Annotated in this window: 12 protein-coding genes; 5 read left to right on the plus strand and 7 right to left on the minus strand. The window is 69.1% G+C overall.

What is annotated here, in order from left to right:
* Window positions 1-2 precede the first annotated feature (2 nt).
* Window positions 3-1,313, minus strand: a complete 1,311-nt coding sequence (locus OG876_RS40415; protein ID WP_328522021.1) for a sulfatase-like hydrolase/transferase — start codon at window positions 1,311-1,313, stop codon at window positions 3-5.
* Between the two features lie 87 nt (window positions 1,314-1,400).
* Here OG876_RS40415 and OG876_RS40420 point away from each other — a divergent pair, with 87 nt between their 5' ends.
* Window positions 1,401-3,341 (plus strand): hypothetical protein, encoded by a 1,941-nt coding sequence (locus OG876_RS40420; RefSeq protein WP_328522022.1) that lies wholly within the window; start codon window positions 1,401-1,403, stop codon window positions 3,339-3,341.
* A 4-nt stretch (window positions 3,342-3,345) separates the two neighbouring features.
* Here the strand turns inward: OG876_RS40420 and OG876_RS40425 are convergent, their stop codons facing one another.
* The 5 genes from OG876_RS40425 to OG876_RS40445 form a co-directional block, all read right to left on the minus strand.
* Window positions 3,346-4,311, minus strand: coding sequence for a LysR family transcriptional regulator (locus OG876_RS40425; protein ID WP_328522023.1), 966 nt, complete (start codon window positions 4,309-4,311; stop codon window positions 3,346-3,348).
* A 110-nt stretch (window positions 4,312-4,421) separates the two neighbouring features.
* Window positions 4,422-5,594, minus strand: a complete 1,173-nt coding sequence (locus tag OG876_RS40430; RefSeq protein WP_328522024.1) for an ABC transporter permease — start codon at window positions 5,592-5,594, stop codon at window positions 4,422-4,424.
* The gene (locus tag OG876_RS40435; protein ID WP_328522025.1) at window positions 5,591-6,472 is read right to left on the minus strand and encodes an ABC transporter ATP-binding protein; all 882 of its coding nucleotides are present in this window, start codon (window positions 6,470-6,472) and stop codon (window positions 5,591-5,593) included. Before OG876_RS40435 ends, OG876_RS40430 begins: the two co-directional genes overlap by 4 nt.
* Before the next feature lie 130 nt (window positions 6,473-6,602).
* The gene (locus tag OG876_RS40440; protein WP_328522026.1) at window positions 6,603-7,280 is read right to left on the minus strand and encodes a response regulator transcription factor; all 678 of its coding nucleotides are present in this window, start codon (window positions 7,278-7,280) and stop codon (window positions 6,603-6,605) included.
* On the minus strand, window positions 7,273-8,640 hold the full coding sequence (locus OG876_RS40445; RefSeq protein ID WP_328522027.1) for a sensor histidine kinase: 1,368 nt from the start codon (window positions 8,638-8,640) through the stop codon (window positions 7,273-7,275). Before OG876_RS40445 ends, OG876_RS40440 begins: the two co-directional genes overlap by 8 nt.
* A 56-nt stretch (window positions 8,641-8,696) precedes the next feature.
* On the opposite strand from OG876_RS40445, the gene lipA reads away from it, so the two are divergent.
* The 3 genes from lipA to OG876_RS40460 all read left to right on the plus strand — a co-directional run bounded on the left by lipA (window position 8,697) and on the right by OG876_RS40460 (window position 11,794).
* Window positions 8,697-9,641: a lipoyl synthase gene (gene lipA / locus OG876_RS40450; RefSeq protein ID WP_328522028.1), complete on the plus strand. Its 945-nt coding sequence runs from the start codon at window positions 8,697-8,699 to the stop codon at window positions 9,639-9,641.
* Window positions 9,642-9,662: 21 nt separating this feature from the next.
* Window positions 9,663-10,358: a DUF4191 domain-containing protein gene (locus OG876_RS40455; RefSeq protein WP_328522029.1), complete on the plus strand. Its 696-nt coding sequence runs from the start codon at window positions 9,663-9,665 to the stop codon at window positions 10,356-10,358.
* A gap of 158 nt (window positions 10,359-10,516) precedes the next feature.
* Entirely contained in the window at window positions 10,517-11,794 is a 1,278-nt protein-coding gene (locus OG876_RS40460) for a cyclopropane-fatty-acyl-phospholipid synthase family protein (protein WP_328522030.1), read from the plus strand.
* Between the two features lie 69 nt (window positions 11,795-11,863).
* Here OG876_RS40460 and OG876_RS40465 read toward each other — a convergent pair whose 3' ends face one another.
* Window positions 11,864-12,331, minus strand: a complete 468-nt coding sequence (locus OG876_RS40465) for an RDD family protein (protein ID WP_328522031.1) — start codon at window positions 12,329-12,331, stop codon at window positions 11,864-11,866.
* A 189-nt stretch (window positions 12,332-12,520) separates the two neighbouring features.
* On the opposite strand from OG876_RS40465, the gene glnA reads away from it, so the two are divergent.
* Window positions 12,521-13,945, plus strand: coding sequence for a type I glutamate--ammonia ligase (gene glnA, locus OG876_RS40470; protein ID WP_328522032.1), 1,425 nt, complete (start codon window positions 12,521-12,523; stop codon window positions 13,943-13,945).
* Window positions 13,946-13,992: the final 47 nt, after the last annotated feature.

Raw genomic sequence — 13,992 nt, forward strand, 5'->3', positions numbered from 1 at the left:
GATCATCCTCTCGTCAGGGTGGCCAGGCGCTCGGCCTGGTCGGATTTCGCGAGTACATCGATCTGGTCGGGGTCAAGGATCGATCGGAGCTCGGAATCGAGCTTGGCGACCAGAGCCTCGTCCGTCGAGAGGTCGTGCAGCTCGAGGGGATCGGTGTCGACGTTGAAGACCTGCGGCCGCTGCGCCGCACCGTAGTAGCAGTACTTCCACGGACCGGACTTGAGCATGAAGCCGCCGTCGACCATCCCCTGTGCGTGGTACTCCGACAGCACCGGCCGATCGACCGGATCGAGCAGAGTCCGTCCCGGGAGCGCTGGATCCGGTGTCAGGCCGGCGATGTCTCGCAGCGTCGGCAGTACGTCGACCAGACTCAAGTGGTCGTGGTTGCGCCCCGACCGCACCGACGGATGGCGCAGCAGCAGAGGGATGCGTACGGCGGGCTCGTAGAAGCACTGCTTCTGCCAGATGCCATGGTGACCGGCCATCTCACCGTGATCGCTCGTGTAGATGACGACCGTGTCGTCAGGCACCGCCGCCAACAGGCGACCGATCTGGTGATCGAGGTGACTGATCAGCGCCCAGTAGCAAACCGTCGCCTCCCGAAACTCCTCCTCGGTCAGCGGCTCATCGTTGCGGAAGCCGTGCCGCAGCAACGAGATCACCGGGTGTTCGTCATCGCCGGCCGGCGGCAGCTCAACGTCCGCTGGATCGTAGAGAGCCCGATACGAAGGCGGTGCCACCAGCGGGAAGTGCGGATGCATGTACCCGACGTACAGCAGGAACGGCTCCGATCCCGGATCACGCAGGAAGTCCAGCGCGGCATCGGTCGCCGCGACATCGTGTCTGGTGTGGACGTGGTCGCCGGGGCCGTGTTCGGTCACGTGTGAGTTGGACGGTCGCCGCCAGTGCGTCGTACGACGAGGTGGCTTGCCGGTGTGGTCGAGCCAGAAGTCCAGGTCGTCGGTCAGCCGGCGATCGAACCCGACCAGCCGGTCCGGTCCGTTGAAGTGGGTCCGGCCCGCGATCACCGAGGTATAACCGGCCTCGCGCAGATGGTGACCCCAGGTGCGGAACGACGGTCCAGGGATCACGCCGTTGTCCCAAGCCCCGATCTGGTGCACGTACTGGCCAGCCATCAGAGACAACCGCGAAGGGACACACATGGGGCTGTTTGTGTACGCGCGGTCGAACGAAACGCCCTGTGCGGCCAGCTGATCCAGGTGTGGGGTCCGAACGTGCGGATGCCCGGCCCAACCGGCCGCAGCGGCGGTGTGCTCGTCGGACAGCACAACGAGGACGTTGGGAGGGCGCATGGGGACAGCCTAAGCAAGCGATTGCCCTTCCGCGCGGTGCCGAAGTGTCTGCGCGGTGTGGCGGCAAAACGTCGCTACCTTGGGGGTGTGGCCAAATTTCTTGGGTTCTTGCTCGGGGTGGCGGTAGCACTGGCCGGACCGGCTGTGTTCGGGGTACTCGCGGCGCCGGGTGGTATCGAGCTGAATACGAAGGAGATGGCGCTTGCCTTCGGCATCGGCGCGCTGATCTTCTGGGCCGTGGTGTCGTACTTCTCCGGGGCCGGTGCGCTCGGTGCGTTCGTCGCCTTCGGCGCGCTGATCTACTGCTGGCTCTGGATCCCGAACCGGACCACGAACTTCCTGAACGACGTCCCGGGTGTCACAACCGGGATGATCGAAGGGTCGAGGCGGTACACGCTGAACGGCGTCGTACCGATTCTTGCGGTGATCTCGCTGGTGTATGCGATCCAGCTCATGGTGCGCAGTGTGCAGCGCCGGCGGCGGGAGCGGGTCGAGGCGGATCGCCTGCAGCGTGAGCAGGAGGCCGTGCAGGCGGAGCAAGAGGCGGACGCCGCGGCGGTGTACCCGGTTGCCGGGAGCACCTATCCGGCGTACGGCGAGTCGTTCGGCAACAGGAGCCGGTTCGACGACCTGTTCGACGACGAGCAGGAGCCGGTCCAGCCGCGTAACCAGGCGGAGGAGCAGACGGACCAGTACCCGACCGCTGGGGCTGAGCACACCGCGCAGTTCCGCGGCGCAGGGCCGGAAGACGATGCCTCAGGCAACTATCCGGGTGATGACACGGTCCTCGTCCCCACCGACCGCGACGAGACCGTCCAGGTCCCGGCCCAGCCGGAAGCAGCACCCGAGGCGCAGCAGCCCGAGGGTCGCGAGCGGACCGCAGGGGCGGCGCCGGCCGCAGCCGCTGGGGCGGCCGCAGTCGCTGGGGCGGCCGCGGTCGCTGGGGCGGCGGTGGCGCACGAATCGCAGCAGGAGAAGGCGGTCACTCCCGACGACGAGCCCACGGCGGTAGCCCAGCAGCAGCCGCCGGTGGCGGCGTCCAAGGTGGCGCCCGAGCAGCCTGCCGCCGCACCCGCAGTGAAGCAGCCGCAAGCGGAGCAAGCGCCCGCGCCGGACGCCGACGACGCGACACAAGTAGCTCCCAGCGCGGAGCCGCAGGGCGCGCAGGCTCCCGCTGTCGCGGGCGCGGCTGCGGCAGGGGTGCCGGTGCCGGACGCCGGTGGGGACGCGACGCAGGAGGCTCCCCGAGTCGAGCCGCAGGCGGTACAGACGCCTCCGGCACAAGCGCCAGTGGCGGACGCGGACGCGACGCAGGAGGCTCCCCGGGTAGAGCCGCAGGCGGCGCAGGCTCCCCCGGCGAAGGCGGAGGAAGCGCCGGCGCCGGTGGCGCCGCGGCCGGACACCGCCGACGACGCGACGCAGGAAGCTCCCAGGGTGGAGTCGCAGATCGCGCCTGCTCCCCCGGCCAAGGCGGAGCAGGCGCCGGTCGCGGACGAGGATGCGACGCGGGAGGCTCCCAAGGTAGAGCCGCAGGCGGCGCAGGCTCCCCCGGCGAAAGCGGAAGAAGCACCCGCGCCGGTGGCGCCGCGGCCGGACACCGCCGACGACGCGACGCAGGAAGCTCCCAGGGTGGAGTCGCAGGCCGTGCAGGCTCCCCCGGTCAAGGCGGAGCGCTCGCCGGCGAACGCCGATGAGGATGCGACGCAGGTGGCTCCTCGGGTGGAGCCGCCGACTGCTCGGCGTCAAGCGGAGCAGGTTCCTGGTCAGGAGCAGCAGGCTCCTCTGGGCAACGCGCCGCAGCAGGCTCCGGCGGGCAAGGCGGAGCAGATGGTGCAGGCTCCGGTGGGTAAGGCTGGGCAGGTGTCGCAGGGTGCTTCGGGCAGGCAGGAGCGGGTGGCTGGGGTGGTGCCGACTGTTCGGGAGCAGGTGGGGTCTCAGTATCGGGAGCGGATGGAGGATCCGGAGGACACCGGGGAGTTCCACATGACCGCGTTCGAGAACCCCGTGGTCAGGCCCGCGGGAGCTTGAGGGTTCAGGCGACGTGCATGCGTTGGTGCTGGTCGCGGCGGGCGTGTTCGGTGATGGCTTCGTCGTAGGCGGCGCTGGCCATGGCGAGCACGTCGCCGGCCATCTGTGCGCGCGGTGACTCGGTGCTCCAGGCAAGGACCAGCTTGCGGTGGATCGGGTCGCCGACCAGGGTGCGGGTGGTGACGTCGGACGAGAGCATCCGGTACGACGTCGGTGAGACCAGCGCGACGCCCTGACCACTCGTCACGAACCCCATCAGCACCGACGTGTCCACCGAGTGGTGCTCGACCTTCGGCTGGAACCCGGCCTGCTCGCACGCCGCCCGGAACAGCACGTGGAACCCGCTGTCATCCGGCGGCTCGCCGATCCACTCCTCCCCCGACAGCGTCGACAGCTCGATCTCCCCACGCGCCCGAGTCGCCACGGCCAACGGGTGGTCCGCGGCCATCACGACGTACGCCGATTCCGACTCGACGACCGTGGTCGACTCGACCCCGCTCGACAGCCGCAGCTCGAAGCCGGGGAACTCCCGTAGCAGCGCGAAGTCGAGCCGCCCGCTCTCCAGTTGCTGAAGCAGCACGCTGGTCGACCACTCGACCTCGATGCTGACCTGTTCGATCTCGCCGTGGTGGCGCAGCCGCGACGCGATCCCCGACATCGGAGCCGTCGGGAACCCGCCCAGCCGAACGGCCGAGGACTCCACCGCCGTCATCGCGGACACGGTCGCCGACAGGTGGTCGACGTCGACCAGGATCGCCCGGGCGCGATCGACGGCGTACCGGCCCAAGGGAGTGGGGGTCACGCCGGTGCGGGAGCGCTCGAACAGCTCACCGCCGAACGCCGCCTCGATCCGCTTGAGCTGCGCGGTCAGGCTCGGCTGGCTGACCTTGAGCCAGCGGGCGGCCCGTCCGACGGACCCCGCTTCTGCTACCAGGACGACCACCCGCAGGTGGCGCAGCTCGACGTTCATGCGTTGAGACCGTAGTCCAGGTGGAGGCACAGCACACAGGTACCCAACATTGCGGTTTCGTCACAGCCCACACAATTGCTGTAACGCCGGTCACCTCCCGGACGATAAGGTCACCCAGCCTTGAGCGCCATCGCCTCGCGGTAGCCGAGTCGGCGGCCGGTCTGCAGCAGCGTCCGCTCGTACAGGCGGGCGCCGAGGCGGACGATCAGCACGGTCGCGGCGAGCAGGATCGCGATCGCCAGCAGCGGCTGCCAGACCGGCACGTCCTCCGTCAGCATCCGCCCCGGCATCGCCATCGACGACGCGATCGGCACGAACGACGCGACCGTCTTGGCCGACGACCCGGCGAACACCGAGAAGAAGAACGGGATCATCAGGATCATCTGCCCCGGCAGCGTGGTCGACCCGAGGTCCTCCTGCCGGGTGGCCAGCGATCCGGCCACTGCCCACAGCCCGGCCAGCGCGACGAACCCGAGGACGAAGAATACCACGAACCAGCCTGCCACCGGCGCGACCACCTCGAGGATGTCCGCCTGGTCGGTAAGCAGCAGCCCGATCAGCGAAGCCCCCGCGATGACAACGATCTGCCCGAGTGCCAGCGCGGTGTTGCCGAGCACCTTGCCCCACAGCAGCGACCGGATCGGCACCGCGGCGGCGAGGATCTCGACGACCCGGCTCTCCTTCTCCTGGACGACGCTCTGCGCGATCATCATGCCGAACCCGAGCGCGGTCATGTAGAACACCAGCGCCAGCCCGATGTTGACGAAGTCGGACACGATGTCGGGCAGCGGACCGGGCTTCAGCAACACCAGATCGACCTTTGTCCCGGCGCGCAGTTCGGTGGGAGTGAGACCGGCCTGGGCCGCGTTCCGCTCCATTCCGACGCTGGACGCCGCCTCGCGCAGCGCGCTCTCCAGCCCCGAGTCGACCCGGTCCTTGCCGATGACGGCGTACCCGTCGGCGACCGGTACCAGCGCCGCCTTCACATCGCCGCTCGTGACGAGTTGCTTGGCCGCCGGCCGGTCCGCGGCCCGCGTCACCTCGAAACCGTCGCCGCCCTTGGTCGTCGACGCCTGCTGCACGACCTTGGCGCCGACGTCGTCGATCACGGCGATCTTGTCGGCGCTGCCGCGGCCGGCCAGGATCGCCGGGATGATCACCGCGGCGAGCACGATCAGCAGCATCACCGCGGTCGACCCGATGAAGGTCTTGTCCCGCAGCTTCGTGCTCACCTCACGTTGAGCGATCAGCATCCAGGGCCGATCGAGAGTACGGTCGTTCATCGGGTCGCCTCCCGGAAGACGTCGCTCAGTGCCACCCGCTCGGGTCCGAACTCGAGGACCGGCCCGCGGGAGACCGACTGCTGCAGGACCTGTTGCGCCACACCGTCGTCCTCCACGTCGAAGAGCGCCGTACCCCCGGCGACATCGCGCACCTGGATGCCGCGGACGTCGCGCAGCCAGCCCGCGTCGCCGTCCACCACCAGCCTGTAGGTCAGGGAAGGCCCGGCGGCCAGGTCCGCAACGGGGCCGGCGGCAACGACTTTGCCGCGGGAGAGTACGACGAGGTCGTCGCACAACCGCTCGACCAGGTCGAGCTGGTGGCTGGAGAACAGCACCGGCACCTCCGGCGTGACCTCTTCGCGGAGCAGATCCACCATCGCGTCGACGGCGAGCGGGTCGAGACCGCTGAACGGCTCGTCCAGCACCAGCGCGATCGGCTCGTGCACCAGCGCGGCCGCGATCTGCACCCGTTGCTGGTTGCCCAGCGACAGCGTCTCGAGTACGTCGGTCGCCCGCTCGGCCAGCCCGAGTCGTTCGAGCAGCTTGTCGGTCCGCTCGGCGGCGCGGTCCGGGTCGAGCCCGTGCAGCCGGCCGAAGAACACGAGCTGGTCGCGGATCTTCATCTTCGGGTACAGCCCACGCTCCTCGGGCATGTACCCGAAGTCACGCCGTACCTCGTGGGTCAGCAGCTCACCCTTCCACAGCACCTCGCCGGCCGTCGCGGCCAGCACGCCGAGGATGATCCGCATCGCGGTCGTCTTCCCGGCCCCGTTGGCCCCGACGAATCCGGTCATCCGGCCCGGTGCGACGTCGAAGTGGACGTCGTCCAGCGCCACCTGTTCCCCGAACCGCCGAGTGAGCCCAGCCACCCTCAGCATCCGTCACCGTTCCCCATCAGCTCAGCCCCCGGCCGGGTCCATCCCCGGCACCCTCAAAGCTAGTCAGGACAAGCGCCCCCGCACGTCGGCCGCCAGGGTGATCACCCGGGTCATCCGCGGGGTGGACGAATCAGGACGTGGGGTCGTCGCCGGGGGTGACGAGGCCGCATTCGTAGGCGAAGACGACGGCTTGGACGCGGTCGCGGAGGCCGAGTTTGAGCAGGACGCGGGAGACGTGGGTCTTGACGGTGGCCTCTCCGACGTAGAGCTGGTTCGCGATCTCGGTGTTGGTGAGGCCGCGGGCGATCAGGCCGAGGACCTCGCGCTCGCGGTCGGTCAGGTCGGCCAGCAGATCGGGGCGGTAGACGCGTTCGCCGCCGCCGGTGAACCGTTTGATCACCCGCCGGGTCACCTCGGGCGCGAGCAGAGCGTGGCCGGAGTGGACCACCTGGATGGCGTCGACCAGGTCCTCCGGCGCGGTGTTCTTCAGCAGGAACCCGCTGGCCCCGGCCCCGAGCGACTCGAACAGGTAGTCGTCGCGGTCGAACGTGGTCAGGATGACGACCTTGCCGGCGTCCGCCGCGACGATCTGCTGGGTCGCGGAGATCCCGTCCATGCCGGGCATCTGCACATCCATCAGTACGACGTCCGGCCGCAGAGCCAGCGCGAGTTCGATCGCCTTCTCGCCGTCGGCGGCCTCGCCGACCACCTGGATGTCCGGCTCGACCGACAGGATCATCCGGAACCCGGCCCGGACCAGGTCCTGGTCGTCCACCAGCAGCACCCGCATCGGCGCGGTGTCAGTCATCGTCGTCTCCGGTCAAGGGGCGGTTCTGCGGGTCGAGCGGGATCCGGACCCGGACCCGGAAGCCGCCGACCGGGCGCGGCCCGATCTCGCTCTCGCCGCCGAGCAGACCGACCCTCTCACGGATCCCGACGTGCCCGAGCCGGCTCCCGACCGGAGCGTGTTTCGGCCGGCCGTCGTCGATCACCTCGAGCTCGACCGAGTCGCCGAGGTAACGCAGGGTGATGTGCGCACTGCGGGCGGTCGAGTGACGGCGTACGTTGGTCAGCGCCTCCTGGGCGATCCGGTACACCGAGACCGAGACGGTCTTGGGCAGCTGGACCGGTGGGCCGATCTGGTGGAAACCGACCGACAGACCCTCGCCGTTCACGTCCGCGATCAGCGCAGGCAGCCGGTCGGCGCCGGCCTGCGGCTGCTTGACGGCCGGTGCTTCGAGGTCCAGATCCGGGTCGGCCGCGCGCAGCATGCCGAGCAGCTGGCGCATCTCGTTCACCGCGCTGCGGCTGGAGTTCTCGATCACGCTAAGGGCGCTCTTGGCGGCGTCCGGGTCGGTGTCCATCACGCGGCGAGCCCCGCCGGCCTGGACGCCGATGCTGCTGATGTGGTGCGCGACGACGTCATGCAACTCACGGGAGATCCGCAGTCGCTCGTCGATCACCGCGCGCTTGGCGTTGGACTCCTGCTGGGCGGCGAGCTCGGTGGCCTGCTGCTCGAGCTCGTGCCGCTGCCGCGCGATCCCCCATGCGGTCCGGCCCCAGAAGTAGGCGCCGAAGAAGTAGAGGGCGTTCAGCGCCAGGGTCAGGACGACGCTGGAGACGTACGGCGAGAGCAGCGCGTGGTTCGGCCCTTCGATCTCGTTGTTACGCAACGCCCTGACGAAGTTGATCGTGAGCCAGCCGAACATCGCGATGAAGACCAACGCCACCGAGGCCTTCATCAGCCGCCGGTCCCGCGCCCAGGCGACCGCGGCGTAGACCGCCATGAACATGGTCGCCTGGGTGATCAGGTTCCCGGCGAAGGCGAAGGTGGCCCGCTCGCCGTTGACCACGAACAACACCGCGACCGCCAGCAGCACGGTGATCGGGTACCGGCGGCGGAAGCACAGCGGCAGGGCGACCGCCGCACTCAGCACGTACGCCTCGACCCCGCCGATCCCCAGGTCGACGTGCGTCGGGGCGGCGCCGCGGGCCAGCTCGGTCCCGATCACCGCGGCGAGCGCCATCCCGAGACCCAGCAACACGTCCGTACGACGCTCCCGCGCGGTCGGACCGGGTCGCACCCACCCGCGCACCGTGGTCCCGGTAGCCGGTGGTGTCCCCGGTTCAGCGCCCGCGGGCGTCGTACCGAGCTCAAGCGTCGACATGGCTCATCAGCCTAGGGCCTGATGACGCCTGACTTGGGCCGCGTACCCTGGAGGGCGTGACGATCGCCCCAGAAGGACGGAAACTGCTCAGGCTCGAGGTGCGCAACGCGGAGACCCCGATCGAGCGCAAACCCGAGTGGATCAAGACCCGCGCCAAGATGGGCCCGGAGTACCAGGCGCTGCAGAAGCTTGTGAAGTCCGAGCAGCTGCACACGGTGTGCCAGGAAGCCGGCTGCCCGAACATCTTCGAGTGCTGGGAGGACCGCGAGGCCACCTTCCTCATCGGTGGCGACCAATGCACCCGGCGCTGCGACTTCTGCCAGATCGACACCGGCAAGCCGGAGGCGCTGGACCGCGACGAGCCGCGCCGTGTCGCCGAGTCGGTCCGGACCATGGGCCTGCGCTACGCGACCGTGACCGGCGTCGCCCGCGACGACCTGGACGACGGTGGCGCCTGGCTGTACGCCGAGACGATCCGCCAGATCCACGAGCTCAACCCGGGCACCGGCGTCGAGATGCTCGCGCCGGACTTCAACGCCGTACCGGAGCAGCTGGCCGAGGTGTTCTCGTCCCGGCCCGAGGTGTTCGCGCACAACGTCGAGACGGTGCCGCGGATCTTCCGCCGGATCCGCCCCGGGTTCCGCTACGAGCGGTCCCTGGACGTCATCACCCAGGCCCGCGACTACGGCTTGGTGACCAAGTCGAACCTGATCCTAGGCATGGGCGAGACCCGCGAGGAGGTCGGCCAGGCGCTGCGCGACCTGCACGCGGCCGGCTGCGAGATCATCACCATCACCCAGTACCTGCGCCCGTCGGTGCGGCACCACCCGGTCGAGCGGTGGGTCCGGCCGGAGGAGTTCGTCGAACTGCAGGCCGAAGCGGAGCAGATCGGCTTCGTCGGCGTCATGTCCGGTCCGCTCGTACGTTCGTCGTACCGGGCCGGTCGGCTGTACCGTCAGGCTGTGGAGTCGCGGATGACCGCCGCGACGCAGGACGCATAGAGATCACGGACAAAGGTAGAGATGGCCAAGAACGACGCGCCCGAAGAGAAGACCAGCCGGCTCAAGCAGATCCGGTCGGCGTACCAGCTGACCAAGAAGTCCGACCCGAAGATCGGTCTGGTACTCGCCGGGATCTTCCTCGGCATCGTCGCGGTGTTCGTCGTCGTCGGCCTGCTGGTCGGGCCGCTGCTGGTGTGGATCCCGCTGGGTGTCGCGCTCGGGTTCCTGGCCGCCACCATCATCTTCGGCCGCCGGGTCGAGAAGGCGGCGTACAGCCAGATCGAGGGCCAGACCGGTGCGGCCGCCTCCGCGCTGCAGACGCTGCGCCGCGGGTGGAACGTGACGCCCGCCGTCGCCGTCACCAAGAACGCCGACATCGTGCACCGCGTGGTCGGCCGGCCGGGCATCGTGCTGGTCGGCGAGGGGCAGCCGAGCCGGGTGAAGAACCTGCTCGCCGCCGAGGGCAAGAAGCACACCCGGGTGGCCGGTGGCGCGCCGGTGATCCAGATCGTCGCGGGCAAGGGCGAGGACGAGATCGACATCCGCAAGCTCACCAAGCACGTGATGAAGCTGCCGGCGGCGCTGCAGCCGTCCGAGATCACCGACCTGCTGCAGCGGCTGAAGGCGCTGGACGCCGTCCGCCCCCAGGTGCCGATGCCGAAGGGCCCGGTGCCGACGAGCCTCAAGGGCGCCCGGCAGGCCATGAAGGGGCGCTGAGGGGCGCTGAGCGTTCTCTCTGAGTGAGATGCCGGTAACCCGGCAGCCGCTCAGCAGTTGATCTGTCGTGACGTGGCACGAGAGTGCCTCCGTGTCGCGCTGTGGGGTGGCTGGTTGGCCTTAAGGTGCGACCAGGACGGATCGAAACAGGGGTGTAGATGACGGATCTGATGCCGAGGGTGCACCAGCCGGCGGCCGAGACCTGGCCGACGCTGGCGCGTCCCCGGTCCAACCCGGTACGCCGGGCCGGCGCGCTCGCCGCGATCCGTCTGATCGCCAGGGACCTCCCGGCGACGATCCACCTGGACAACAGGTCCTACGGACTGGGCGGCCCGACAATGCGGGTGCATCGCAGCTTGCCCTTCCTGGATCGGCTCGGGCACGACGCCGGGTCTGGCTTCGGCGACGCCTATCTGGCCGGTGACTGGGATCCGGAGCCGGGCACCGATCTGGCCGACCTGCTCGTTCCGTTCGCCGAGCGCTTCAGCAACGAGGAGACCCGGCATCTGCTGCCGAAGTGGGCCCAGTCGCTGCGCTGGTTGGTGACCCGGACGCAGCCCGGTGAGCAGGAGAACGACCGGGCCGGCGCCCGGGAGAACGTCAGCCGGCACTACGACCTCAGCAACGCGATGTTCTCCGAGTTCCTCGACCCGACGCTGACGTACTCGGCGGCCTACTTCGGTGGCGATCCCGTGGCCGGCCTCGCGACCGCGTCGTACGACGAACTCACGCAGGCGCAGCTGAACAAGCTGGACTCGATCCTCGACGCGGCCGGGATCGTGTCGGGGTCACGCGTCCTCGACATCGGCTGTGGCTGGGCGAGTCTGGCGATTCGCGCCGCCCAGCGTGGCGCCTGGGTCACCGCGATCACGATCGCCTCGCAGCAGGCGCTGCTTGCTCAGCGCCGGATCGCGGACGCGGGCGTGAGCGACCGGGTGCAGGTGGCGCTGCGCGACTACCGCGATCAGATCGGCGAGTTCGACGCCGTACTGAGTGTGGAGATGATCGAGGCGGTCGGCGAGAAGTACTGGCCGGTCTACTTCGATGCGATCGAGCGGCGGCTGGCCCCGGGCGGGGTGGGCGTCGTGCAGGCGATCGTGATGCCGCACGCGCGGATGCTGGCGACCCGGAACACGTTCACCTGGGTGCAGAAGTACATCTTCCCCGGCGGCCTGATCCCGTCGATCAAGGTGATCGACGACATCACCGCCCAGCACACCGGACTGCGCGCCGAGGTGATCCGCCACCTCGGCGCGGACTACGCCCGGACGCTGCGGATCTGGCGCAACCGCTTCATCGACCGGTGGCCGGCCATCGCCGACCTCGGCTTCGACCACACCTTCCGCCGCATGTGGGAGTTCTACCTGGCCTACTCCGAGGCCGGCTTCCGCACCGGCTACCTGGACGACGTCCAACTCCGCCTGACCCGCCGCTGACCACAAGGGGCGGATGCCGGAGATCGGTCGGTCGCTGTTGATGCGTCGGACGGCGGATCCTCGGCTGGGTTAGCGGCGTACGACGACTGTGTTGGCCGCGCGGTCGTGGAGGCCGCGGCGGTCGCGGTCGTAGACGACGGCGGGGATCAGGAGGCAGATCAGGAGGGCCCGGATGACGCCGCCGAGGAGGCCGACCTGGGCGGCGTAGCCGGTCTGGCCGCGGCCGTTGAGGTTGAGGACGCGGAGGCCGAGGACGCGGTGGCCGATCGTGCCGCCGGCCAGCCCGGTCAGGATCGCGGTCATGGCGAAGAAGGTGATCAGCTGCGCGGTGTTGAAGTCGTTCCCACCGGCCCAGATCGGTTTCGACGTGACCGCGGACGCGATCAGGCCGGCGATGAGCCAGTCCAGCAGCAGTGCGAGGATCCGCCGGCCCCAGCTCGCGACCGAGCCCGGTCCGTGCTCCGGCAGGCCGAGCCGGTTCCCCGGAAAGCGGAATTCTTCGGAGGGTCCTGTGCCCGGCCGTGCCGATGATGCCATGATGGCTAGCCTACGGAAGCTGCCACGCCCCGCTCACAGCGGACCTGGAGATCTCAGGGCGTAGCCGACGTACACCAGTGGGTCAGCGCGGACACGCTGGGCGTAACATCCGCGAAACACCAGGGTCACGACCGAGTAATCCCGAGGCCCTACGTTCAGATCAATCTCTGAGCCACCCTAGGAGTACGTATGTTTTCCAGCGCTGAGGAGCTGCTCGCCTACGTCAAGGACGAGGGCATCGAGATCATCGATGTCCGGTTCTCCGACCTGCCGGGCATCATGCAGCACTTCACCGTCCCGGTGTCGTCGTTCGGGCCCGAGGTCTTCGAAGAGGGCCTGATGTTCGACGGTTCGTCGGTCCGCGGGTTCCAGCAGATCCACGAATCGGACATGAAGCTGCTGCCCGACCCGACCACGGCCTTCCTCGACACGTTCCGCGGGACGAAGACGCTGGCCATCAACTTCTTCGTTCACGACCCGCTGACCGGCGAGGCCTACAGCCGCGACCCGCGCAACATCGCCCGGAAGGCGCAGGAGTACCTGAAGTCGACCGGCATCGCGGACACCGCGTTCTTCGCGCCGGAGGCCGAGTTCTACGTCTTCGACGACGTCCGGTTCGAGACCAAGCAGAACTCCGGCTACTACTCGATCGACTCGGTCGCCGGCGCCTGGAACACCGGTCGGGTCGAGGACGGCGGCAACCGTGGGTACAAGGTCCGCTACAAGGGCGGCTACTTCCCGGTCGCGCCGACCGACCACTTCGGCGACCTGCGGGACCAGATCACGCTGAACCTGGAGAAGTCCGGGCTGGTCGTCGAGCGCGCCCACCACGAGGTCGGCACCGCGGGCCAGGCGGAGATCAACTTCCGCTTCGACGAGCTGCTGAAGACCGCGGACAACCTGCAGAAGTTCAAGTACATCGTCAAGAACACCGCCTGGGCGGCCGGCAAGACCGCGACCTTCATGCCGAAGCCGATCTTCGGTGACAACGGTTCGGGTATGCACGTGCACCAGTCGCTGTTCTCCGGCGGCGACGCGCTGTTCTACGACGAGTCCGGGTACGGCGGCCTGTCCGACATCGCCCGTTGGTACATCGGCGGCCTGCTCAAGCACGCCCCTTCGCTGCTGGCCTTCACCAACCCGACGGTGAACTCCTACCACCGCCTGGTGCCGGGCTTCGAGGCGCCGGTCAACCTGGTCTACTCGCAGCGCAACCGCTCCGCCTGCATCCGGATCCCGATCACCGGCTCGAACCCGAAGGCGAAGCGGATCGAGTTCCGCTGCCCGGACCCGTCCGCCAACCCGTACCTGGCCTTCTCGGCCCAGCTGCTGGCCGGCCTGGACGGCATCCGCAACAAGATCGAGCCGGCCGACCCGGTCGACAAGGACCTCTACGAGCTGCCGCCGGAGGAGCACGCGGGCATCCCGCAGGTTCCCACCTCGCTGCCGGCCGTGATCGACTCGCTCGAGGCCGACCACGCCTTCCTGCTCGAGGGCGACGTCTTCACCTCCGACCTGATCGAGACCTGGGTCGACCTCAAGCGCGAGCAGGAGATCGCCCCGATCCAGCTCCGCCCCCACCCCCACGAGTTCGAGCTGTACTACGACGTGTGAGCCTGCTCACCTGATCGAGGCCCCCATCCGCTCCGGCGGGTGGGGGC

Origin of the sequence: Kribbella sp. NBC_00359 (assembly GCF_036097425.1) — a bacterium.
Lineage (GTDB): Bacteria > Actinomycetota > Actinomycetes > Propionibacteriales > Kribbellaceae > Kribbella.

Excerpts from the sequence above, each read along its gene's own strand:
- OG876_RS40415 (WP_328522021.1), bottom strand. The coding sequence starts at position 1,313 with ATGCGCCCTCCCAACGTCCTCGTTGTGCTGTCCGACGAGCACACCGCC.
- OG876_RS40425 (WP_328522023.1), bottom strand. The coding sequence starts at position 4,311 with ATGAACGTCGAGCTGCGCCACCTGCGGGTGGTCGTCCTGGTAGCAGAA.
- OG876_RS40430 (WP_328522024.1), bottom strand. The coding sequence starts at position 5,594 with ATGAACGACCGTACTCTCGATCGGCCCTGGATGCTGATCGCTCAACGT.
- OG876_RS40435 (WP_328522025.1), bottom strand. The coding sequence starts at position 6,472 with ATGCTGAGGGTGGCTGGGCTCACTCGGCGGTTCGGGGAACAGGTGGCG.
- OG876_RS40440 (WP_328522026.1), bottom strand. The coding sequence starts at position 7,280 with ATGACTGACACCGCGCCGATGCGGGTGCTGCTGGTGGACGACCAGGAC.
- OG876_RS40445 (WP_328522027.1), bottom strand. The coding sequence starts at position 8,640 with ATGTCGACGCTTGAGCTCGGTACGACGCCCGCGGGCGCTGAACCGGGG.
- OG876_RS40455 (WP_328522029.1), top strand. The coding sequence starts at position 9,663 with ATGGCCAAGAACGACGCGCCCGAAGAGAAGACCAGCCGGCTCAAGCAG.
- OG876_RS40460 (WP_328522030.1), top strand. The coding sequence starts at position 10,517 with ATGACGGATCTGATGCCGAGGGTGCACCAGCCGGCGGCCGAGACCTGG.
- OG876_RS40465 (WP_328522031.1), bottom strand. The coding sequence starts at position 12,331 with ATGGCATCATCGGCACGGCCGGGCACAGGACCCTCCGAAGAATTCCGC.
- glnA (WP_328522032.1), top strand. The coding sequence starts at position 12,521 with ATGTTTTCCAGCGCTGAGGAGCTGCTCGCCTACGTCAAGGACGAGGGC.